Genomic DNA, 23,329 nt, shown 5'->3' with positions numbered 1-23,329 from the left:
ACATTCGCATAACTCACCCCGCCACCAGCACCTCGACCCCCATTTTACCTAGCGCATCTTTGGCGGCGGCGGGTAGGCCGTCGTCGGTGATGATGCTGTCGAATACGTTGAGGGGCGTGGCGAGGTGGGTGGCGATGCGGCCGTATTTTGAGGTGTCACATAGCAGGACGCATTTGCTGCTGGCGTCGACAGCCGCACGTTTCACCACAACTTTGTCTTCGTTCGGCGTGGACAGCCCGCGCAGACTCCATGAGGAAGCGGAGATAAAGGCAATATCGATAAACAGGTTGCGCAGCGCCTGCGCGACGGCTTCCCCAATGCAGGAGCGGTTTTCCCGGCACAGCGTGCCGCCCGTGTGGATCATGCGGCACTGGCTGGACTCGATCAGAAAAGCAGCAATCACAAAGTCGTTGGTGACAATCAGCAGATCGTCACGCTCGGCCAGTTCGCGCGCCAGCGATAACGTGGTAGTGCCCGCATCCAGATAAATGCAGCTGTTGAACGGGATATGCTGCGCCGCCAGTTTGCCAATCGCCTCTTTCTGCTGGCTGAACATCACCGATTTATCTTGGTGCGACGGCTCAATCGCCAGCCGTTCGGGCGAGCGCACGCCGCCGGAGACACTCAGCAGCAGGCCATCCTGCTCCAGTTTTTGCACATCGCGCCGCACCGTCATGTGCGACACGCCCAGCCGTTCGGTCAGCTCGTTAATGCTTACTGCGCCGCGCTCGGCGACCAGCGCCAGAATCTGTTGATGACGTTCTACTGGAATCACGCTGTCCGTTCCCTGTTTGATTGTGCCGGTCTGATAAATAGGGGACTGATAAATATTGTGAGAAATACCCCGTTTGATGACGATAATTATCATAAATTCACGTCATAAACCACGCCAGACATAACAACCTTTCTCACCACTCGCTGCCAAAATAGAAATAATTGACTGATATATAAAGATAATAATGGAAATTATCTTCCCAGCGGGGTTCAGCTACACTGAATCATCACGATCTCAATGTTAATTTATGTGATAAAAATCACCACAATTTGTTCTGATAGTCCTTATATTTAACACTAGAGAACAAAAAATCACTAATTTTAACAAGGCAACCACGATGAAAAAGACTTCTGATTATGCTGTCGCCGTTATCGGTCTGGGTTCCATGGGCTTTGGCGCTGCGGCGTCCTGCATCAACGCTGGCCTGACGACATACGGTGTCGATATCAACCCGCAGGCACTGGAAAGATTACGCCAGGCGGGTGCGGCGCAGGCCGACACGCGTATTGATGCCTTCGCTGACAAGCTGGATGCAGTCGTGCTGCTGGTCGTCAATGCAGCACAGGTGAATGGGATTCTGTTCGGTGAGCCGCAGGTCGCAGCGAAACTCAAGCCCGGCACCGTGGTCATGGTGTCTTCCACGATCTCTGCGCAGGATGCCAAAAATATTGAGCAGCGTCTGGCTGAGCATCAGCTCATCATGCTGGATGCACCGGTATCCGGCGGTGCAGTGAAAGCCGCCGCAGGCGACATGACGGTAATGGCATCCGGCTCCGATTTGGCTTTTGAGAAACTGAAACCCGTGCTCGACGCCGTCGCAGGCAAGGTCTACCGCATAGGTGAAGAGATCGGGTTAGGTGCGACCGTTAAAATTATCCACCAGTTGTTGGCAGGCGTACACATCGCCGCCGGCGCAGAAGCGATGGCGCTGGCCGCGCGTGCCGATATCCCGCTGGATATCATGTACGACGTGGTGACCAACGCCGCCGGGAATTCCTGGATGTTTGAGAACCGCATGCGCCATGTGGTAGACGGTGACTACACGCCAAAATCCGCCGTTGATATCTTCGTGAAAGATCTGGGGCTGGTTACCGACACCGCCAAATCGCTCCATTTCCCGCTGCCGCTGGCCTCCACCGCATTCAACATGTTTACCGCCGCCAGCAACGCCGGATTCGGTAAAGAAGACGACAGCGCGGTCATCAAGATTTTTAACGGCATTACGCTGCCGGAAAAGAAGGAGGCACCATGATCAAGCTAGGTGTCATCGCCGATGATTTTACCGGTGCCACGGATATCGCCAGCTTTCTGGTCAACAACGGGCTGCCGACCGTGCAGCTCAATGGCGTACCGCCGTCCGATTTTAAGGTCGACACGCAAGCCGTGGTGATTAGCTTGAAGTCACGTTCTTGCCCGGCGGAACAGGCCGTAGCGGATTCACTCAAGGCGCTGGCGTGGCTGCAACAGCAGGGCTGCCAGCAGTTCTATTTTAAATATTGCTCCACCTTCGACAGCACCGCGAAAGGTAATATTGGTCCGGTGACCGATGCACTGTTAGCGCAGCTTGGCGAAACGCAAACCATCATCTCTCCGGCGCTGCCAGTGAACGGCAGAACGGTCTATCAGGGACATTTATTCGTGATGGATCAGCTGCTGTCTGAATCCGGGATGCGTCACCATCCGGTCACGCCGATGACGGACAGCAACCTGATGCGCGTTATGGAACAGCAGGCAGCCGGACGCTGCGGGCTAGTGCCGTATGCCGTGATGGATCAGGGCGCAGAGGCCGTTAAGCAGCGACTGGCGCAGTTGAAAGAACAAGGCATACGCTATGTGGTGCTGGATACGCTGAACGAACAGCACCTGCTGACACAGGGCGAAGCGCTGCGCGATATGAAGCTGGTCACCGGCGGTTCCGGCTTGGCGATTGGTCTGGCACGCCAGTGGGCAGAGCCCGCGACACAAACGGGTTCCGCAACCAAGGCGGGCAAGCCGCAGCCCGGCGCAGGCGTTATCCTGTCCGGCTCCTGTTCGGTGATGACCAACAAGCAGGTTGCCCACTACCTGAAACAGGCAGCAGGTCGCGCGATTGACGTCGCTCGCTGCTTAGAAAGCGACGACGCTCAACAAGCCTACGTGCAGGAACTCGCCGACTGGGTAAAAGCACACCGTGGCGACGCACTTGCTCCGCTGCTATACGCCACGTCGTCACCCGACGAACTGGCGCAGATTCAGCAGCGCTGGGGGGCGGAAGCCAGCAGTCAGGCGGTGGAGAAGCTGTTTGCCGCCGTCGCCCACCAGCTTCAGCAGGACGGCTTCCAGCGCTTCATTATCGCGGGCGGTGAAACCTCCAGCATCGTGGTGCAAACGCTGGGCATCCACGCGTTCCATATCGGACCGTCCATTTCTCCCGGCGTGCCGTGGGTGCGTTCCACCAATCATCCGCTCTCGCTGGCGTTGAAATCCGGCAATTTCGGCGATGAAGACTTTTTTGCCCGCGCCCAAAAGGAGTTTGCCGCATGAGTGAACAACACCACAGCACCGAGGCTGCTCTAAACAGCGAACAGCGCGCACGCGCGGAAATGGTCAAGCTGGGCGCGTCCTTTTTCCAGCGCGGCTACGCCACCGGTTCCGCGGGCAACCTCTCGCTGCTACTGGATGACGGCACGCTGCTGGCAACGCCGACCGGCTCTTGCCTCGGCGAACTGGATGCCGAGCGGCTGTCCAAAGTCAGCCTGAGCGGCGAGTGGATCTCCGGGGATAAGCCGTCGAAAGAAGTCAGTTTTCACCTGTCGATTTACCGTAACGACCCAGACTGTAAGGCGATCGTGCACCTGCACAGCACCTACCTGACGGCGCTCTCGTGTCTGGAAGGGCTGGATACACAAGATGCCATCAAGCCGTTCACACCTTATGTGGTGATGCGCGTCGGTAAAGTGCCCGTCGTTCCTTATTACCGCCCCGGCGATGCCCGACTCGGTGAAGATCTGGCGAAGCTGGCTTCGCGTTACAAGGCATTTTTATTGGCTAACCACGGCCCCGTCGTCACCGGCAAGGATCTGCGTGCGGCGGCGGACAATATGGAAGAGCTGGAAGAAACTGCCAAGCTGATTTTTATTCTCGGTGACCGAAAAATTCGCTACCTCACCGCTGACGATATTGCAGAGCTCTCTTGATGAGACATTTTTACCGAGGAGTTAACCATGCCTAAGTTTGCTGCCAATCTTTCCATGCTGTTTACCGACGTGCCGTTTCTCGATCGTTTTAAAGCCGCTGCCGATGCGGGTTTCACCTCGGTCGAGTATCTGTTTCCTTATGAATATCCCGCACCGCTGCTGGCGGAAAAGCTGCGGGAAAATGGCCTGAAGCAGGTGTTGTTCAATACCGCGCCCGGCAACATTGCGGCGGGTGAATGGGGCGTTTCTGCCCTGCCCGACCGTGTTGAAGATGCCCGCCGGGATATCGATAACGCCTTGGAATATGCACTGGCGCTCAACTGTCCTTCGGTGCTGGTGATGGGGGGCGTCGTGCCGCCCGGTGAAGACCGTGCCGCCTATCAGCAAACTTTCATCGATAACCTACGCTACGCCGCCGATAAATTTGCACCACACGGCATCAACATCATGATTGAGGCGCTGAGTGCGAAGGTGAAACCGAATTATCTGTTCGCCAGTCAGTATCAGGCGCTGGAATTAGTCAATCTGATCGATCGCCCAAACGTTTATATCCAGCTGGATTTCTTCCACGCACAAATTGTCGATGGCAACCTGACGCAAATTATTCACGATTTGGCTGGCCGCATCGGACATATTCAAATTGCTTCGGTTCCTGCTCGACATGAACCCGATGAAGGAGAAATTAATTATCCGTTCATCTTTGCTGAATTGGATCGCGTAAATTATTCCGGCTGGGTTGGCTGTGAATATAACCCACGCGGTAAAACGGAAGACGGGTTGGGATGGGCTAAAACTTGGCTGGAGAAAAAACACTAATTCACTTATCCAGGAAATAATGTCAACACCAGAGACATAGTCGTTAGACGCGAATAAATAAAAAAGAATAGGTCAGACTCCTGTATATATGGCAGGAGTCGAGGCATCCCTTTATTCAAATAAAACAATAACCCAATACCTTTTCAGCCTCTGAATTGAAAAATGGGTCAATGAGGATAAGAACATGGCCACCTCGCTTTTACTCTGCATCGCTATCGCCGGGGTATTACTCCTGCTGCTGATGGTCATTAAATTTAAAATTCAGCCCTTTGTCGCCCTGCTGGTTGTCAGTTTACTCGTCGCTCTGGCAACAGGTATTCCGACTGGCGAGGTGATGAAGGTAATTACCTCCGGTATGGGAGGTATCCTCGGATCGGTGGCGATTATTATCGGCCTCGGCGCCATGCTGGGTAGAATGATCGAAGTGTCCGGCGGCGCGGAATCCTTAGCGCACCGCTTTGCCCAATTAATGGGACCGGGATTAATGGTAGCGGCGTTAACCATCGCCGCGTTTATTCTGGGTATTCCGGTCTTTTTCGATGTCGGCTTTATTATCCTTGCCCCAATTATTTACGGCTTTGCGAAAGTCGCTAAAGTCTCCCCGATTAAATTCGGCTTGCCCGTCGCGGGCGTGATGCTGACCGTACACGTCGCGCTGCCGCCCCACCCCGGCCCGGTTGCCGCCGCTGGCCTGTTGAATGCAGATATCGGCTGGCTGACCATCATTGGCCTGCTGGTGTCGATTCCTGTCGGCATCATCAGCTACTGGGCGGCCAAAGCCATGAACCGCCGCAAGTACGCGCTTTCCGTCGAAGTGTTAGAGCAATTACAGATGGCAAAGCCGGAAGATTCGACGCCGAACACGGCTCCCGTGTCTGCCCCTTCGGCTGGACTGATCGCCGCGCTGATCGCAATTCCTATCGCCATCATTATGCTCGGTACCGTGTCTGCAACCATTCTGCCTGCCGGACACCCGGTGCGTAACGTGATGTCGCTGGTCGGTTCTCCCGCCGTGGCGCTGCTGATTGCACTGGGATTAGCGTTCTGGCTGATTGCCCTGCGTCGCGGTTGGTCGCTGGAGAAAGCCAGCGGAGTGATGGGCGATGCCATGCCTGCCGCCGCAATGGTTATTATGGTGACCGGTGCCGGTGGCGTGTTTGGTAAAGTGCTGGTCGAATCGGGGATTGGTAAAGCGCTGGCGGATACGCTGACCAGCATTCACCTGCCGCTGGTGCCTGCCGCATTTATTCTGTCGCTGGCGCTGCGTGCCTCGCAAGGTTCGGCTACCGTCGCCATTCTCACCACCTGCGGCCTTCTGAGTGAAGCCGTCAGCGGTCTGAACCAGATGCAGTTGGTGCTGGTGACGCTCTCTGCCTGCTTTGGCGGACTGGGCCTGTCGCACGTCAATGACTCCGGTTTCTGGATTGTCACCAAATATCTGGGGCTGTCTGTCGCCGACGGCCTGCGCACCTGGACGGTGCTGACGACGATCCTCGGGCTGGCTGGATTCCTCTTCACCTGGGCGCTGTGGCTGGTGCTGTAATCGCGTGAAATTTCACCATGGGGAGGCTGCGACTTCCCCATTGGTATCAACTGAATACAGCATGTACCTACCTCCTTTATGCTGAAAAATGCGCCCTTTTTACTCCCATATTCCACATCTACCCGTTTTTATTCTGCCTTTATAATATCGCTTGGGTAAGAAACAACGCGTTTTCCTGCCTACTCTCGCAAATTGGCATACCGCACACATTATGTAATCAGAAGTGCACCCAATTCCTGACCTATCGTAAAGGATGCCCAATCTATAAGGCAAAGCCTGCATCAATCAATGAAAAATAATAAAGGAACATTATGAATTTTCTATCAAAAATGAAACTTGGCGCCATGCTGGGCGCAGGTTTCGCCTCTGTCATCATTATCGGTCTGATGGTTGCCATTCTGGGACGCGTCCATCTCGCCAATCTGGGTAAAGATATTGAATCACTCTCTGAAAAAAATCTGGCCAACCTGCTTCTGATTCAAGACACCAAGAGCGGTTTTGAGGTTGTCGCCCGTGTTGTCCGTAATATCGGGCTCTCACAAGACAGCGCGCGTATCCAGGAAGAAAAACGCCTGTTCGATCAGCAAATTATCCGCAATAACGAAGCCCTGGCGAAAGTCTATAAACAGCTTGCCGAACCAGAGGCTAGAGCCTTGCTGGAACAACTCGCGCAGGCACGCCCGGTTTACCTAAGCGCGGTAAATAAAGCCATTCAATTAAGCCTCTCTGGGGTGCCCGAAGAAAAAGTACAGGCCGCGTTAGTCATGGTCAATGAGATGCCACCTGCACAGGCAGCGGTTTTCGCGGCGTTGGACGGGCTGACTGCGTTACAGAAAGAACAGACGATGGAAACGACGACTAACGCCATGCATAAAGCCAGGGACGATGGCAATACGCTGCTGCTGTTCGCGGCGTTCGCGGTCTTCATCGGGATTTTTATCTCCATCCTAATCACCCGCACGATAAAAAATCTGCTGGGTGGCGAAGTCGCTTACGCGGCACACATCGCGCAAGAGGTTGCACAGGGCAATCTGGCCGTCAGCGTCGATCTGCGCCCCGGTGACAACCACAGCGTGCTGGCAGCCATGAACGGTATGCGCCAAAGCCTGAGTAGGATTGTTGAACAGGTGCGTGAGAGCAGCGAGTCGATCGCAACCGGTGCCAGCCAGATTGCCGCTGGCAGCACCGACCTCAGCCAGCGCACCGAAGAACAAGCAGCTAACCTGCAACAAACCGCCGCCTCAATGGAAGAAATAAGCCAGACCGTGCGCCAAAACACCGAGACGGTGCGTAATGCCACGCAGTTGGCGCAGGCCACCAGCGATACCGCCGCTAAAGGGGGCGAAGCCGTCAACAATATCGTTGTCACCATGAAAGAAATCACCGACAGCTCGCACAAAATTGGCGACATCATTAGCGTCATCGACGGCATTGCCTTCCAGACCAACATTCTGGCACTGAACGCCGCTGTAGAAGCCGCCCGCGCTGGCGAGCAAGGCCGTGGTTTTGCGGTAGTGGCAGGGGAAGTGCGTTCCCTGGCGCAACGCTCCGCAACCGCCGCCAAAGAAATCAAAGAGCTGATTGGCCACAGCGTCGAGAAAGTCGAAGCCGGTTCCGTCATGGTGAACAGCGCCGGTGCGACGATTGAAGAACTGGTACGCCAGGCACACAATGTTGCCGGCCTGCTTAACGAAATTGGCGTCACCACGCAGGAACAAGAGTCCGGTGTCTCGCAGATTCATGATGCCGTTAACCAGCTTGATCAGGTCACGCAGCAGAACGCCGCTCTCGTTGAGCAATCCGCTTCCGCCGCCGATAGCCTGAGCGATCAGGCTGCCCGTCTGGTCGAGCTAATGAAAGTGTTCATCGTTGAAGGCGGATCGTCACAGCGTATTGCACCGCCATTAAAACGGCCTGACAGCACCAAGCTCTCTCTCGCCAATCCTAAAAGCAGCACGGGAAGCGATAGCCAAAACTGGGAGCAGTTCTAATTCTACGCGGGGGATGGATCGCGCATCCCCCACCCTACTTTCACATCCCTTCACCATCAGCAGCATCCATTCCCTGCGTTTCCTGTTTTTTCCTCATCCGCATGCGGCAATATCGACAATTAAAATCAATGTTTTCGCTAGTCATGCCGATATCCTAGAGTGGATTGCTCGGTTATTCATCAGAAGGATTTAGAAACCGCAGTCGTACATTGCTCTCGTCGTGCAGAAGAAAATCCGCTTAATAACAATAAACAGTGTCAATAAGTCATGAGGATAACATGCAGAATAAAAGAAAAATGAAACTGGGTACTCAGGTCGGTTCGGGTTTTGCCATTGTTATTGTTATCGGCCTATTAGTGGCCATTTTCGGCAGAATGCATCTGGTTGGCCTCGGTAATACCACTGACAGGCTGGCCAAACACCACCTTGCCAACCTCATCGTGTTACAAGAACTGAAAGATAATCTTAACGTCACGATCAAAGCCACGTTGCGTATGCTTATCGCAACCGAACAAAAGGTTCTGGAAGACAATCAAAAACTGATTGAAGCCACGAGCGCCAAAAATACGAAACTCGTCACGCAGTTGGAAGAAAACTTACGGGCAACCGAGGTCCGCAATATTCTGGGTGAGCTTCAGCAAAATCGTACTGAATTTGCCACCGTGGGCCGCCAGGCCGTCGCGCTGTCACTCAGCAACAGGCAGGCTGAATCTATCGAATTGGTTAAAACCCAGCTTGAACCCATACAAACCAAGCTTTTTAACAATCTGAATTCCATGATTCAGTTGCAGAAAGACTACACCACGCAAACGGCAACCAACGCGATTGAAGAGTCCTACTATGATGGCAATTCACTGCTGGTTCTGGCCGTCATCGCTTCATTGTTCGGTGCAGGCATCGCCTGGCTGATTACCCGCCACATCAAAAAGCAACTTGGGGGCGAACCCGCCTATGCCACGCAGGTCACACAGGACATCGCACACGGTAATCTCGCGATGCCGGTCGATCTGGCGTCAGGCGACAATACCAGCTTGCTGTTCGCAATGAATAACATGCGCAAAAGCTTAAGCAGCATTGTTGAACAAGTGCGTGAGAGCAGCGAATCTATCGCAACCGGAGCCAGCCAGATTGCCGCCGGCAGCACTGACCTCAGCCAGCGTACGGAAGAGCAGGCGGCGAATCTGCAACAAACCGCCGCCTCCACGGAAGAAATGAGCCAGACCGTGCGTCAAAACACCGAGACGGTGCGCAACGCCGCTCAACTGGCGCAGGCCGCCAGCAATACCGCGGCTAAAGGCGGTGAAGCCGTCAGCAATATCGTGATCACCATGAAAGAAATTACCGACAGCTCGCACAAAATTGGCGACATCATTAGCGTCATCGACGGTATTGCCTTCCAGACCAACATTCTGGCGCTTAACGCCGCGGTAGAAGCCGCACGCGCAGGTGAGCAAGGTCGTGGCTTTGCGGTGGTAGCAGGCGAAGTTCGCTCGCTGGCACAGCGTTCTGCAACGGCAGCCAAAGAGATTAAAGAGCTGATTGGCCACAGCGTCGAGAAAGTAGAGGTAGGCTCCAGACTGGTCAGCGATGCGGGAACGACAATCGAAGAACTGGTGCGTCAGGCGCGCCACGTTGCCGATCTGATTAACGAAATTGGCGTCACCACGCAGGAACAAGAATCTGGCGTGTCGCAGATTCATGATGCAATTAACCAGCTTGATAAGGTGACGCAGCAGAATGCCGCGCTCGTTGAGCAATCCGCGTCCGCTGCCGATAGCCTGAGCGATCAAGCGGCTCATCTGGTCGAGCTGATGAAAACCTTCACCGTAGAGGGCGGGTCGTCACCGCGCATTGCACCACAGCTGAAAAGACCTACCAGCGCCAAGCTCTCTCTCGCCAATCCTAAAAGCAGCGCGGGAAGCGATAAGCAAAACTGGGAAACCTTTTAACAGCCAGCCAAGAGAACCCCAAAACCGCTGAGCAATCGGCGGTTTTTTTCAATAGGAAAAACAATAAATAAAGAGGAAAATTAGCAATGCGTTTTATATTAAGCACGATGGAATAAAATCAATAAAACGAGAAATGGCTATTTTCGATGATAAAAACATCAAATATATGAGTGTAAAAACATCATGTCGTTCGAAAAAAAATAATGAATAAAAAACGAGCACATTTTAGCGTTGAATAAATAAGCAAAAAATCATAACCACAGCGTTTATTAACATTGTTGTCAATTTAGCATTACAGCATGATCTCAGTTTATTTTTTCTCTAACCCATGGAGATATTGCGGCTTTTACCGCCACCTTTTATACTCCTGCGCCATCATTTACCCTTATTTGTATATGTTCCACCGCACCAGACACGACGACCGTTTACCGGAAAGCGTGACAGGAAAAAGTAAACTTAGGATACGTTTATTAGCCAAGGAAAACAGGCAACGATTACGGGAAAGGATATACCTGTCATTCTTCAAGCCGCATGTTTATTCATCTTTCTGCGACACGAGTCTTTAGGGTATCAACGTGATGGCACTTGCAAAATAAATACATTTGCGCAACGCCTATTTCACATTTAAAGCACGCCGACACCAACCATATTCGTTCTTAACATATAATAAGGGACACAATGAATCTCATCAAAAATAGTAGCCTGGGTAAAATGCTAGGGACCAGCTTTACCCTGGTCATCGCTATCGGATTTCTGGTGGCGATATTTGGCCGTATCCAGCTCGACAAACTCGGGGAAAACATCCAACTGCTATCGCAGGTCCGCATTACCAATCTCCTGATAATGCAGGAGTTTAAAGACAACATAAACACGAATGCCCTCGCCATCAGAAACCTGACGATGCTGGAAGACAGTCGGCAGATGCAGGAAGAGAAAGCGCGTATTGAGGCGATGATCTCCCGCAATAACGCGTTACTCTCGCAAATACACGACAGCGCCGTCGATAAACATGCTCAGGAACTGGTCGCGGTACTGGAGCGCGTGCGCCCGGCCTATAGCCGTAGCTATACAGACGCCATCGCATTGGCAATGGCGAACAAGAACAGCGAGGCTCAACATCTGTTATTAACCGACGTGCGTGTCAAGCAAGATGCCGTCTTCCAGGCTCTGAATGACATGGTTAACTGGCAAGAGAAGCTTACGGTGGAAATCGCCGACCAGTCTTTAAAGAATGCCACCAGCGCCGGTACGCTGATGGTGATTATCGCCCTGCTTTCTGTCGTACTGGGGGCAATGATCTCATGGTGGATTACTCGAACTATTAAGCGTCAGCTCGGGGGAGAGCCTGCCTACACGTTGGAAGTCACGCGTCAGGTTGCACAAGGGAATCTGGCCGTTGCGATTGAACTGCGCGACGGCGATACCACCAGCGTGCTGGCCGCGATGGAAGATATGCGTCAAAACCTGAGCAACCTGGTCGGTCAGGTGCACCAGAGCAGCGAATCTATCGCCACGGGCGCGACGCAGATCGCGATGGGCAACACCGATCTGAGCCAGCGCACGGAAGAACAGGCCGCGAATCTTCAGGAAACCGCCGCCTCAATGGAACAAATGAATACCACGGTGAAGCAGAATGCTGCGACCGTGCGTACTGCAACGGAGCTGGCCCATTCCGCCAGCACAACGGCGCAAAAAGGCGGCGATGCGGTCAATAACGTGGTGCGCACCATGGAAGATATCACCACCAGTTCGCGTAAGATCGGCGATATTATCGGCGTCATCGATAGCATTGCTTTCCAGACCAACATTCTGGCGCTCAATGCTGCCGTTGAAGCCGCCAGAGCCGGTGAACAAGGCCGTGGCTTCGCCGTAGTCGCCGGTGAAGTGCGCTCTCTGGCGCAGCGTTCCGCTTCCGCCGCACGTGAAATCAAAGATCTGATTAGCGTCAGCGTGGCTAACGTGGAAATGGGTGAGAAGCTGGTTAACGACGCGGGCATCACCATCAAAGACATTGTCGAAAAATCTCAGCAGGTTGCCAACCTGCTCAATGAGATCGGCCTGACCACGCACGAACAGGAACAGGGCGTTTCTCAGGTGAATGATGCGGTGAATCAGCTCGATCAGGTGACCCAACAGAACGCCGCGCTGGTTGAAGAATCCGCCTCCGCCGCCGACAGCCTGAGTGAGCAGGCCAGAACGCTGCTGGAATTAATGGGCGTGTTCAAAATCAGCGGCGTTCAAACGCCAGCGCCACGTCTGACGTCAAAGGTGAAGCAGCCGACGACACTGAGGCTAGCTCTGGCTGGCAAGTCAGGCAGCACAGGCCGCGATAACTGGGAAACCTTTTAACGAAGCGACTATCAATCGCTCTCAGGCCTCTTCACGAAGAAAATAAAGCCGCTGAACACCAGCGGCTTTTTTATTGCATCCAGAGAATAAGAGTAAATAATAAGGTTAAAAAAACCGCATCAATGAATAAATATCACAATTTTAAATATAAAGTTACAAATTAATAGGCGATAAGAAAAAGATCTTATCCTTATTAGTTAGAGCACCATTCATTAATATTTATTATCTATTCTGACCGCGATACAAAAATAATATTAATTTCCTGACTAACTAATAAATCAGGGGTTTTTGTTACGTTTATTCTGCCATCAATCTGTCACATTCTTGTCTACACTTTATTTGTCATTCTTTTGGCCTGTAAATATTCCCAACAGGCATTCCCTACGTGCATGAAAGTGACGACCTTATTCCTCCGCCAACGCAGCGGCAGGAGTATCAGCGTCGCCAACACACCCGCATGAGAAAGTGCACTATGGGATAAATGGAATGATGAAAGCCATAAACTCGCGGGGTGAATCGCATCTGTACCATCACCCCTAAAAATAACGACACCTGCAGTGTCAAGTTTCAATAATTAAAAAAGGCACATCATGAAGAATATAAGCTTGGGAAAAATGTTAGGAACGGGTTTTACGCTAATTATCGTCATTGGGTTTTTAGTCGCCATACTGGGTCGCACTCAGTTAGAAAAACTCGGGGGAAACATTCAAATCCTGTCACAAGTGCGTATTACCAATCTTCTGCTAATGCAGGAATTTAAAGACAACATTAACGACACCGCACGCGCCATCAGAAATATTGCACTCCTAAACGATCAACAGCAGATGAAGACGGAAAAGGAGCGAATTGAGAAATCCATCGCACGTAATAACGAGTTGCTAGCGCAAATACGTAACAACGCGGTGAGCAACGAGACTAAAGCGCTGGTTGCCGCACTGGAACAGGCCCTCCCCGCCTATGTCAGCAACATGAGAAAAGCCATTGAACTGGCGATGGCCAACCAGCACGACGCGTTTCGCAACTTTCTGCTGACTGAGGTACGCGCTACACAGGCAAACGTCTTCACCGCACTGGATAAAATGGCTGAGAGGCAGAAATCCCTCACGATAGATATCGCCAACCAGTCCGAGAAAAGCGCGTTCAATGCCGGTACCTTAATGCTGATTCTCACGCTGTGCGCCTCGCTACTGGGAGCGGTTGTTGCCTGGTGGATCACCCGGAAAATTAAGCGTCAGCTTGGCGGAGAACCAGCCTATACGCTGGAAATTACACGTCAGGTCGCTCAGGGGAATCTTGCCATCGCCATTGAACGACGTGCAGGAGACACCACCAGCATTCTGGCGGCGATGGAAGAGATGCGCCAAAGCCTGAGCAATATCGTCGGGCAAGTTCATCAAAGCAGCGAGTCTATCGCCACGGGTGCCAGCCAGATTGCCATCGGCAATACCGATCTGAGCCAACGCACGGAAGAACAGGCCGCGAATCTTCAGGAAACCGCCGCCTCAATGGAAGAGATGAATACCACGGTGAAACAGAACGCCGACACCGTGCGTAGCGCGGCTCAGCTTGCCAACTCGGCCAGCGCGGCGGCCCGCAAAGGCGGGGACGTCGTTAATAACGTCGTGCGGACAATGGAAGAAATCACCGCCAGTTCGCGTAAAATCGGCGATATTATCGGCGTGATTGACGGCATTGCTTTCCAGACCAACATTCTGGCGCTCAACGCTGCTGTCGAAGCCGCCCGCGCTGGAGAACAGGGACGCGGGTTCGCGGTAGTGGCCGGGGAAGTTCGCTCACTGGCGCAACGTTCCGCCTCCGCAGCACGTGAAATTAAGGATCTGATTGGCATTAGCGTAGGCAAAGTGGAAGCAGGCGAACGGTTAGTTAATGAAGCCGGCGTAACCATAGAAGAAGTCGTGGAGCAGTCACAGCGTGTCGCCAATCTTATCAACGAAATCGGCCTGACCACCCACGAGCAGGAACAGGGCGTTTCTCAGGTCAACGATGCAGTCAATCAGCTCGATCAGGTCACCCAACAGAACGCCGCGCTGGTTGAAGAGTCCGCTTCCGCCGCGGACAGCCTGAGCCAACAGGCCAAACATCTGGTTGAGTTGATGAGCGTGTTCAAAATCGACGGTATCCAGCCACAGCGTGCCGCACCACCAGTGGCGAAGCTGTACAGACCCAAACTGGCGCTGACCGGTAGTTCGAGTAACACAAACTGGGAAACCTTTTAAACACACAACTGATTAACGTGACGTTAAAAAAGAAAAACCGCTGAGATATCAGCGGTTTTTTCACATTAACGGGCAATCCGTTATCGGCGATTACAGCGCCCGACGCAGACGTGCCACCGCTTCATGCATTTGCTCATCCGTTGCCGTCGCAAAGGACAGACGCAGCGTTGAATAATCGATGTTGTCTGGGAAGAAGAACTCGCCCGGCACGAAGACCACGCCCTGCTCCAGCGTCTTCTTCAGCCATTCCGTCGTGTTGAAATCGTCCTGACGGAACTTCGCCCACAGGAACATCCCGCCCTTCGGCTGGTTGAAGGTGATTACATCACCCAGTTCCTTCTCGACTAGCTGTGCCAGCAGTTCGCCTTTGTGCTTATACGCGTGGCGAATTTTCTCGATCTGCGTATCCAGACGTCCCAGCCCCAGATAGCATTCCGCGACGGTCTGCGACAGCGCGCTGGCATGCAGGTCAGCGGCCTGTTTGATAATCGCGACTTTGTGCAACAACCAATCCGGCAGAATCGCCCAACCGAGACGTAATCCCGGTGCCAGCACCTTCGAGAACGTAGAGGTATACAGCACGTATTCCGTGCTACCCAGTTGCTCCTGCGCCAGTTGGAACAGCGTCGGATTGCGCTCTTCGGTGAAGCGCAGCTCGCCATAGGGATCGTCTTCGATAATGACAAAACCGTAGCGCTCTGCCAGCTGAATCAATTTCAGGCGACGTTCATAGCTCAGCGTCACGCCGCTCGGGTTACCGAAGTTCGGAACGATATAAACGCCTTTGATGCGCTGTTTCTTCAGCAGCTCTTCCAGCTCGTCGACGACCATGCCGTCAGCATCGGACGACACAGACATCACCTGCGCCTGCGCCAGCTCCAGCGTTTGCAGCGCTGCCAGATAGGTCGGGCGTTCAACGACGAACATGTCGCCCGGATCGACCATTGAGCGCATGATCAGATCCAGCGCCTGCTGCGAACCAGCCGTCACGACAATATCGTCACCGCGCGTTTTTACGCCGCGTACCGCGCACAGCTCGGCAATACGATCGCGGAGCACGCCGCTGCCTTCAGTTAAGCCATACTGGAAGGCCGTTTTCGGCTGTTCAGTAATCGCTAACTGCGTGGCCTGACTTAAACCTTCGAAATCAAATAATGCATCTGACGGAATCCCGCCAGCCAGCGAGATAATATTTTCCATCTTGCTGTGTTTCAGCAGTTCACGGATGGCGGAACTTTTTAACTGAGCGATGCGGTGCGCTAACAACCCTTCAATGGCCATCTCTTCTTAACCCTTCTACGAAACAGGCCGGTAAACCGGCCCGATAACGATTCCCCCTGTCACCCTTCAAGCGGCATACGCGTTGGCGTTCCGCCGCTCGAATGATTTAGGGTAGATCTGCTCTAAAATTATCCGCCCAGATAGGCCGAACGTACCGCTTCATTAGCTAACAATGCCGCTCCGGTATCTTCCAACACGACATGGCCGTTTTCAAGCACATAACCCCGATCAGCCAGTTTCAGCGCCTGATTGGCGTTTTGCTCCACCAGGAAGATGGTCATGCCCTCTTCACGCAGTTGCTGGATCGTGTCGAAAATTTGCAGGATGATGATCGGTGCCAGACCCAGCGACGGCTCGTCCAGCAGCAGTAAACGCGGCTGGCTCATCAGCGCACGACCAATCGCCAGCATCTGCTGCTCACCGCCGGACATCGTGCCGGAACGCTGGGCGCGTCGCTCGTACAAGCGCGGGAACAGATCGTAGACGCGCGCAATGCGCTCCTGATACTGCTCGCGCTCGGCAAAGAACCCGCCCATCGCCAGATTTTCTTCTACCGTCATACGGGAAAAGACGCGACGCCCTTCCGGCACAATCGCGATAGCTTCACGCATAATCTGCGCGGTCTGCCAGTTTGTGATGTCTTTGCCATCAAACGTGATGGTACCTTCCGTCGCGCGCGGGTCACCGCACAGCGTACCCAACAGCGTGGTTTTACCGGCACCGTTCGCGCCGATCAGCGTAACAATCTCGCCCTGATTAATATGCAGGCTTACCTGATGCAGCGCCTGAATTTTTCCGTAGTGGGCCGAAACCTGATGTAATGACAGCATAAACGTTATCCTTCACCCAGATATGCACGGATGACATCCGGGTTGTTACGAATTTCAGCTGGGGTGCCTTGTGCCAGCGGCGTTCCCTGATTGACAACATAAATCCGGTCAGAAATGCCCATGACCAGCTTCATATCATGTTCAATCAACAAAACGGACACCTGATGGCTATCGCGCAGTTCCGCAATCAGCTCGATTTAACTCGTCAGTTTCTTTCGGGTTCAGACCAGCCGCAGGCTCATCCAGCATCAGCAGCTCAGGGCGCGTCACCATGCAGCGGGCGATTTCCAGACGGCGCTGCTGGCCGTAAGCCAGATTCCCCGCCTGACGGTTCGCTAACTCTAACAAACCAATACGCTCCAGCCACACCGCGGCGCGCTCCTGCGCATCGGCTTCCGCACGACGAAAGCCTGGCGTTTTCAACAGCCCGGCAAACACACCGCTTTTCAGGTGCTGATGCTGTGCCACCAGCAGGTTCTCGATCACCGTCATTTCACGGAACAGGCGAACGTGCTGGAATGTGCGCACCACGCCCATGCGGGCAATGGCCTGTCCGGGTAATCCTTCCAGATGACGATCGCGCAGCATGATGGTGCCGCCGCTTGGGCGATAAAAACCGGTCAGGCAGTTAAAGACCGTGGTTTTCCCCGCCCCGTTCGGGCCGATCAGCGAGACGATTTCGCCCGCATGAATATCCATTTCAACGTTGTTGACCGCCAGCAGGCCGCCAAAACGCATCATCAGACCTCTGACTGATAATAGTGGCTGCGTGCTCATGCTTGCTCTTCCTTCTTCGCGACTTTCAACTTCATCTCAGGACGCTTCATCGGTAGCAGGCCTTGCGGACGCCAAATCATCATCAGAACCATCAACGCACCCAGCAGCAGCATGCTGTATTCATTCAGATCGCGCATCAGCTCGCGGGACACGACCAGCAAGATTGCAGCGAGAATGACCGCAAACTGCGAGCCCATTCCGCCCAGCACGACGATGGCCAGCACAAAGGCAGATTCAGCGAACGTGAACGATTCTGGGCTAACGAAGCCCTGACGCGCGGCAAACAGCGTACCGGCAAAACCCGCGAACGCGGCGCTGATGGTAAACGCGGTCAGCTTGATGCGTGTTGGGCTCAGCCCCAGAGAACGGCAGGCGATTTCATCATCGCGCAGCGCTTCCCAGGCACGTCCTAACGGCATCCGCAGCAGACGGTTAATCACAAACAGGGTCAACACCACCAGCAGCAGCGCGACCAGATACAGGAAGATAATACGGTCGCTCGGGTCATATTGCAGACCGAAGAAGTTGTGGAACGTATCCCAACCGCCGTCGCGCGCGCTGCGGCCAAATTCCAGACCAAAGAAGGTCGGTTTAGGGATCTGACTGATACCGTTCGGGCCACCGGTAATTTCAGTGTTGTTCAGCAGCAGGATACGGACTATTTCACCAAACCCGAGCGTCACAATCGCCAGATAGTCGCCGCGCAAACGCAGCACCGGGAATCCCAGCAGGAAGCCGGACAGCGCCGCCACCATGCCTGCCAGCGGCAGACTTTCCCAGAAACCCAATCCGTAGTAGTGGTTCAGCAACGCATAGGTATACGCGCCAATGGCGTAAAACCCGCCGTAGCCCAATACCAGCAGGCCAGACAGACCAACCACAACGTTCAAGCCCAGACCCAGCATCACGTAAATCAGCGTGAGCGTGGCGATATCCACCGTACCGCGTGACACCAGAAACGGCCAGGCGATAGCGGCGATAATCAATGCCGCTGCTAATATCTTCTGCCGTGGCGTACTGCCATCAAAGCTCGGCAGCACCAGCGACGGTGCAGAGAATTTCTTGATGCTTTGTTGGAAGAACGGGCGAATCAACTGGAAGAAGAACACCACGATGCAGCCCGCGCCAATCCAATACCAGCGCACTTCATCGGCACCGCGCACCACCAATTTGGTGCCATCCAGTGCCAGTTGCAGGCCCATTAAGAACGAGGCCAGCACCAGCAGCATGAACGCGGAAACCAGCGCATTAAACAGGTTGAGCTGCTTCATACTTTCTCAACCTCCGGGCGGCCCAGAATACCGGTTGGCATCACCAGCAGCACCACAATCAGCAGCGCAAACGACACCGCATCTTTGTATTCCGTGCTCAGGTAAGCGGACGTCAGCGCTTCGGCTACGCCCAGAATCAGTCCACCGATCATCGCGCCAGGAATACTGCCGATGCCGCCCAGAACCGCCGCCGTAAAGGCTTTCATCCCAGCCATAAAGCCGATATAGGGGTTGATGACGCCGTAGAATTGCCCCAGCAGCACGCCAGCAACCGCAGCCATGAGCGCACCAATGACGAAGGTCAGGGAGATCACGCGATCGGTGCTGATACCCAGCAGGCTAGCCATTTTCAGGTCTTCCGCACAGGCACGACAGGCGCGCCCCATACGGGAGTAGCGAATAAATAGCGTCAGCGCCAGCATGGCGAGGAACGTTACGATCCAGATGGTCAGCTGCATGGTGCTAATTGTCGCGGCAAAGCCATTGCTTTCGCCCAGCACCCACTGGCCGGTCACAAGACTCGGCAGTGCAACATCACGCGAGCCCTGATTCAGACTGACGTAGTTTTGCAGGAAAATTGACATCCCGATGGCAGAAATCAGTGCAATCAGACGCTTTGACGTTCGAACCGGTCGGTAGGCCACCCGTTCGATACTCCAGCCGTAGGCGCTGGAAATGACTACGGCGGCAATGAAGGCGACACCAATCAGGAGCCAGCCAGCATCGATGCCCATCATCATCAGGGCCGCAATCACAATAAAGGAGACGTAGCTACCGATCATATACACTTCGCCGTGTGCGAAGTTAATCATGCCGATAATGCCGTAAACCATGGTGTAGCCAATGGCGATCAGCGCATAGGTGCTGCCCAACGTCAGGCCGTTGAACATCTGCTGAAAAAAGTAAAGGAACTGCTCGGACATACCTTAAACCTTAAATGCTGCCCCCGCGCCTTGCGGCAACGGGGGCTTCGGTATTGAGGGATTATTATTGGTACACACTCAGCGGGCGGAGAATGCTCTCCACGCCGAAGAGGCAGACAACGGCGTCTTCAACCGTTCCCCGCCTCTGGGCATGATGATTATTTCACTGCGCTGGAAGTACCGTCTTTGTGCCACTCAAATACGCCAAATTCAAACCCTTTCAGGTCGCCTTTTGCATCCCAGCTTAATGGTCCCATTACGGTATCCACGGAGTTCGCTTTCAGATCCGCGACCAGTTTTTCTGGTTCATTGCTACCGGTACGTGCCATCGCGGTGGTCAGCGATTGCAGCGCAGCGTAGGTCGTCCAGACGAACGGACCGGTTGGATCCAGTTTCTTGGCTTTCAGCGCATCGACAATCGGTTGGTTAGCAGGAACCTGATCGTAACGCTTCGGCAGCGTCACCAGCATGCCTTCAGATGCATCGCCTGCGATGTTGGACAGCGATGAGTTACCCACGCCTTCTGGGCCCATGAATTTGGTGGTCATGCCAGCCTGACGCGCCTGACGCAGAATCTGCCCCATTTCTGGGTAGTAGCCGCCGAAATAGACGAAATCGACGTTCTCTTTCTTCAGACGCGCAACCAGCGTGGAGAAATCTTTATCACCCGCCGTCACACCTTCAAACAGCACAACATTCGCACCGGCTTTTTTCAGGCTATCCTGAACAGAGCGGGCCAGGCCTTCACCATATTGCTGTTTGTCATGAACCACGGCGATACGCTGCGGTTTGATGGTTTCGACAATGTATTTTGCTGAGGTTGGTCCCTGATCGGAATCCAGCCCCGTCGTGCGCAGCACCATTTTGTAGCCGCGCGTGGTCAAGTCGGCGTTGGTTGCCGCAGGCGTAATCATGATCACGCCTTCTTCTTCATAGATATCAGACGCAGGCTGCGTTGAGGAGGAACACAGATGGCCAATCACATAACGGATACCGTCATTGATGACTTTGTTCGCGACGGCAACCGCCTGCTTAGGGTCACACGCGTCATCATATTCAACGCCAACCAGTTTGTTACCGTTTACGCCGCCTTTTGCGTTAATGTCTTCAATAGCCTGACGCGCGCCAATGAACTCCATATCGCCATACTGTGCAACTGGGCCAGACATTGCACCTACAACCGCAACCTTAATATCGGCAGCGCTGACTGCGTGACTCAACGCCGCAGCCATACAACCCATCAGCAATACTTTACCTTTACTGAATTTCATTCTTTTTACCCCATCTGTCATTATGGATATTGCCGAAAACCTGACCGCCTTCTGCCATAACCTACTATTTTCTTATAAGTAAGAAAGGCTTAGGTTATTATTAGTAATATTTTCTAATAAGGCTTTATTTTTCATATTATTAAACAGGAATTTTATGCTGCAAATCAACTCACACTGTCAGAAACAAGCGGGGCAAACAGCACAAAACGCCAGATGCAAAAACCAGCATTCAATTTATATATAGTCAGATATTCTACTTTGTGCATTAATTGTTGATGGATTACTCGAAAAACAAAGAATGAGAAAAACATTTGCCCTATTAACCATAACGCTCAAATTACACAACTGATCCACTACAAAACAACTACATTATTCTTCACTCATATGATGGAGTGCCGATAAAAATGAAACTAGCCGTTGAATGCCTCACCCAATTCAGCCCTCAGGATAAAATTGATCTGGCAAAAATCTGGCCACATCAGAACATTGATTTACTCGAAGAAGAACTCACCCCCGATCGGCGATTATTTGCCGCCCGTTTTAACGATCGGTTATTAGGCGGCATGCTGGTCGAGCTTGAAGGAGAATATGCGGAACTGAGCGATCTGATGGTGCGGGAAGTCACGCGGCGGCGGGGCGTAGGGAAACTCTTGATTGATGAAGCGCGTCGTCAGCTTCCTGAGGTGAAAGAGTGGTGGCTGGCCACGGCCGATCATGCTGCGATCAAAGAGGAAGTGCTGGCGCGGTTTATGGTGTCCTGCGGCTTCTCACCCGTGTCCGGCGGCTGGCGCTATATTCGTAGAAAAGAAACGCCGTTGATTCTTGACCAACTCAACCCAGAGAAGCCATAGCTCACGCTCTGCGGCCTGACATCAGACAAAAACAAAACGACCGGGCATTACCCGGTCGCTACAGAAAGAGACGATGAGAGCGATTAGGCTTCTATCGCCGCTCGCAGTTTTTTCATCGCATTCTTTTCTAACTGACGCACACGCTCTGCAGAAACGCCGTATTGATCGGCTAGCTCCTGCAAGGTGGATTTGTTGTCATCATCCAACCAGCGGGCACGAATAATGTGCTGGCTGCGTTCGTCCAGCCCTTCCAGCGCGTAGGTGAGCTTATCGGCCGCATGCGTTTCCCAGTTATCTTCTTCAATGCCATCGGCAAAGTCAGACGATTTATCCTGTAGGTAAAGCATCGGCGACATCGCCTTGCCGTCGTGCGAATCTTCTTCCGGCGTCGGATCGAACGTCATGTCCTGCGCCGCCATGCGGGATTCCATCTCACGCACGTCTTTGCTCGTCACGCCAAGCTCACGCGCAACCAGTTCGACTTCATCCTGATTAAACCAGCCGAGGCGCGTTTTCGACTTACGCAGGTTAAAAAACAGCTTACGCTGTGCTTTAGTGGTCGCGACTTTCACGATACGCCAGTTACGCAGCACGTATTCATGAATTTCGGCTTTGATCCAATGCACGGCGAAAGAAACCAGACGCACGCCAACTTCAGGGTTAAAGCGGCGTACCGCTTTCATCAGGCCGATGTTCCCTTCCTGAATCAGGTCCGCCTGCGGCAGGCCGTAGCCGGAATAGTTACGGGCAACATGAATAACAAAACGCAGGTGTGACAGAATCAGGTGCTTAGCCGCATCCAGATCGCCCTGATAATGCAGCCGTTCAGCCAGCGCCCGCTCTTCCTCCGCCGTCAGCATCGGATAGGCATTGGCGGCACGAATATACCCTTCCAGACTGCCCTGGGGAACTAAGGTGAAAGTTTGCATATCTTTGGTCATTCAACCCTCTCAGTTGCTCTATTCGTCATATTGCAGTTGGTTATCTTAGCACTGCTTCACCGCATCGTTTTGCGCGAAGATGGCAAAACACGGCACCTTAAAGCTTATTTTAAGAAAAACCTTAAAACCAGATTAATCAAATCCTAAAATCTGTCTATTCAGACTGTGATTCCGCTCGCAAGTTCCTCTCATTTTATTCACCTCATGCCAGAGATCAAGCAGGGGAAAAGCGCGTTACTAGCACACGAGAAACCAAGGGGGAAAACACAGCGGGAAGCGCAAAGAAGAGATGTCGCTGAGGAGATTTCCCCTGCAATACGGTCTGAATTACAGGGGATAATTATACCA

The 23,329-nt window shown here is 53.2% G+C and carries 17 protein-coding genes and 1 pseudogene; 10 read left to right on the top strand and 8 right to left on the bottom strand.

Features of this window, described 5'->3' with window-relative positions:
• Positions 1-13: 13 nt before the first annotated feature.
• Positions 14-775: a DNA-binding transcriptional repressor YgbI gene (gene ygbI, locus HP572_RS20970; protein WP_240585797.1), complete on the bottom strand. Its 762-nt coding sequence runs from the start codon at positions 773-775 to the stop codon at positions 14-16.
• Between the two features lie 337 nt (positions 776-1,112).
• On the opposite strand from ygbI, the gene ltnD reads away from it, so the two are divergent.
• The 9 genes from ltnD to HP572_RS20925 all read left to right on the top strand — a co-directional run bounded on the left by ltnD (position 1,113) and on the right by HP572_RS20925 (position 14,836).
• A complete protein-coding gene (gene ltnD, locus HP572_RS20965) occupies positions 1,113-2,027 on the top strand; it encodes an L-threonate dehydrogenase (protein WP_014917036.1) in 915 nt (304 codons plus the stop codon).
• Positions 2,024-3,298: a 3-oxo-tetronate kinase gene (otnK, locus tag HP572_RS20960; RefSeq protein ID WP_240584240.1), complete on the top strand. Its 1,275-nt coding sequence runs from the start codon at positions 2,024-2,026 to the stop codon at positions 3,296-3,298. Before ltnD ends, otnK begins: the two co-directional genes overlap by 4 nt.
• Positions 3,295-3,951: a 3-oxo-tetronate 4-phosphate decarboxylase gene (gene otnC, locus HP572_RS20955; RefSeq protein ID WP_240584239.1), complete on the top strand. Its 657-nt coding sequence runs from the start codon at positions 3,295-3,297 to the stop codon at positions 3,949-3,951. Before otnK ends, otnC begins: the two co-directional genes overlap by 4 nt.
• Positions 3,952-3,978: 27 nt before the next feature.
• Positions 3,979-4,767 (top strand): 2-oxo-tetronate isomerase, encoded by a 789-nt coding sequence (gene otnI / locus HP572_RS20950; RefSeq protein WP_240584238.1) that lies wholly within the window; start codon positions 3,979-3,981, stop codon positions 4,765-4,767.
• A gap of 184 nt (positions 4,768-4,951) precedes the next feature.
• Positions 4,952-6,310: a GntP family transporter gene (locus HP572_RS20945; RefSeq protein WP_039275920.1), complete on the top strand. Its 1,359-nt coding sequence runs from the start codon at positions 4,952-4,954 to the stop codon at positions 6,308-6,310.
• Positions 6,311-6,621: 311 nt separating this feature from the next.
• Complete coding sequence (locus HP572_RS20940) at positions 6,622-8,301, top strand: methyl-accepting chemotaxis protein (protein ID WP_240584237.1); 1,680 nt, start codon at positions 6,622-6,624, stop codon at positions 8,299-8,301.
• A gap of 278 nt (positions 8,302-8,579) precedes the next feature.
• Positions 8,580-10,250 carry a methyl-accepting chemotaxis protein gene (locus tag HP572_RS20935; RefSeq protein ID WP_240584236.1) on the top strand — a complete coding sequence of 557 codons (1,671 nt, stop codon included), beginning with the start codon at positions 8,580-8,582 and terminating at the stop codon, positions 10,248-10,250.
• Positions 10,251-10,928: 678 nt separating this feature from the next.
• Complete coding sequence (locus HP572_RS20930) at positions 10,929-12,599, top strand: methyl-accepting chemotaxis protein (RefSeq protein WP_240584235.1); 1,671 nt, start codon at positions 10,929-10,931, stop codon at positions 12,597-12,599.
• Between the two features lie 590 nt (positions 12,600-13,189).
• Positions 13,190-14,836, top strand: coding sequence for a methyl-accepting chemotaxis protein (locus HP572_RS20925; protein ID WP_240584234.1), 1,647 nt, complete (start codon positions 13,190-13,192; stop codon positions 14,834-14,836).
• Between the two features lie 90 nt (positions 14,837-14,926).
• Here HP572_RS20925 and HP572_RS20920 read toward each other — a convergent pair whose 3' ends face one another.
• The 6 genes and pseudogenes from HP572_RS20920 to HP572_RS20895 form a co-directional block, all read right to left on the bottom strand.
• On the bottom strand, positions 14,927-16,117 hold the full coding sequence (locus tag HP572_RS20920) for a PLP-dependent aminotransferase family protein (RefSeq protein WP_240584233.1): 1,191 nt from the start codon (positions 16,115-16,117) through the stop codon (positions 14,927-14,929).
• Between the two features lie 128 nt (positions 16,118-16,245).
• Positions 16,246-16,947, bottom strand: coding sequence for a high-affinity branched-chain amino acid ABC transporter ATP-binding protein LivF (livF, locus tag HP572_RS20915; RefSeq protein WP_240584232.1), 702 nt, complete (start codon positions 16,945-16,947; stop codon positions 16,246-16,248).
• Between the two features lie 5 nt (positions 16,948-16,952).
• Positions 16,953-17,724, bottom strand: a pseudogene (gene livG / locus HP572_RS20910) (high-affinity branched-chain amino acid ABC transporter ATP-binding protein LivG).
• Positions 17,721-18,995, bottom strand: a complete 1,275-nt coding sequence (locus tag HP572_RS20905; protein ID WP_240584231.1) for a high-affinity branched-chain amino acid ABC transporter permease LivM — start codon at positions 18,993-18,995, stop codon at positions 17,721-17,723. The pseudogene livG and the gene HP572_RS20905 overlap by 4 nt, the downstream one beginning before the upstream one ends.
• Positions 18,992-19,918 (bottom strand): high-affinity branched-chain amino acid ABC transporter permease LivH, encoded by a 927-nt coding sequence (gene livH / locus HP572_RS20900; RefSeq protein WP_010306541.1) that lies wholly within the window; start codon positions 19,916-19,918, stop codon positions 18,992-18,994. The genes HP572_RS20905 and livH overlap by 4 nt, the downstream gene beginning before the upstream one ends.
• A 158-nt stretch (positions 19,919-20,076) precedes the next feature.
• Entirely contained in the window at positions 20,077-21,189 is a 1,113-nt protein-coding gene (locus HP572_RS20895; RefSeq protein WP_240584230.1) for a branched-chain amino acid ABC transporter substrate-binding protein, read from the bottom strand.
• 404 nt (positions 21,190-21,593) lie between these two features.
• On the opposite strand from HP572_RS20895, the gene panM reads away from it, so the two are divergent.
• A complete protein-coding gene (gene panM / locus HP572_RS20890; RefSeq protein WP_039498235.1) occupies positions 21,594-22,040 on the top strand; it encodes an aspartate 1-decarboxylase autocleavage activator PanM in 447 nt (148 codons plus the stop codon).
• A gap of 83 nt (positions 22,041-22,123) precedes the next feature.
• Here panM and rpoH read toward each other — a convergent pair whose 3' ends face one another.
• The gene (rpoH, locus tag HP572_RS20885; protein WP_039275909.1) at positions 22,124-22,981 is read right to left on the bottom strand and encodes an RNA polymerase sigma factor RpoH; all 858 of its coding nucleotides are present in this window, start codon (positions 22,979-22,981) and stop codon (positions 22,124-22,126) included.
• Between the last annotated feature and the right edge of the window lie 348 nt (positions 22,982-23,329).

It is taken from the genome of Pectobacterium sp. PL64, assembly GCF_022477975.1.
GTDB lineage: Bacteria > Pseudomonadota > Gammaproteobacteria > Enterobacterales > Enterobacteriaceae > Pectobacterium > Pectobacterium jejuense.
The sequence above is the reverse complement of the archived record's forward strand: the minus strand, read 5'-3'. Positions and strand labels throughout refer to the sequence as shown.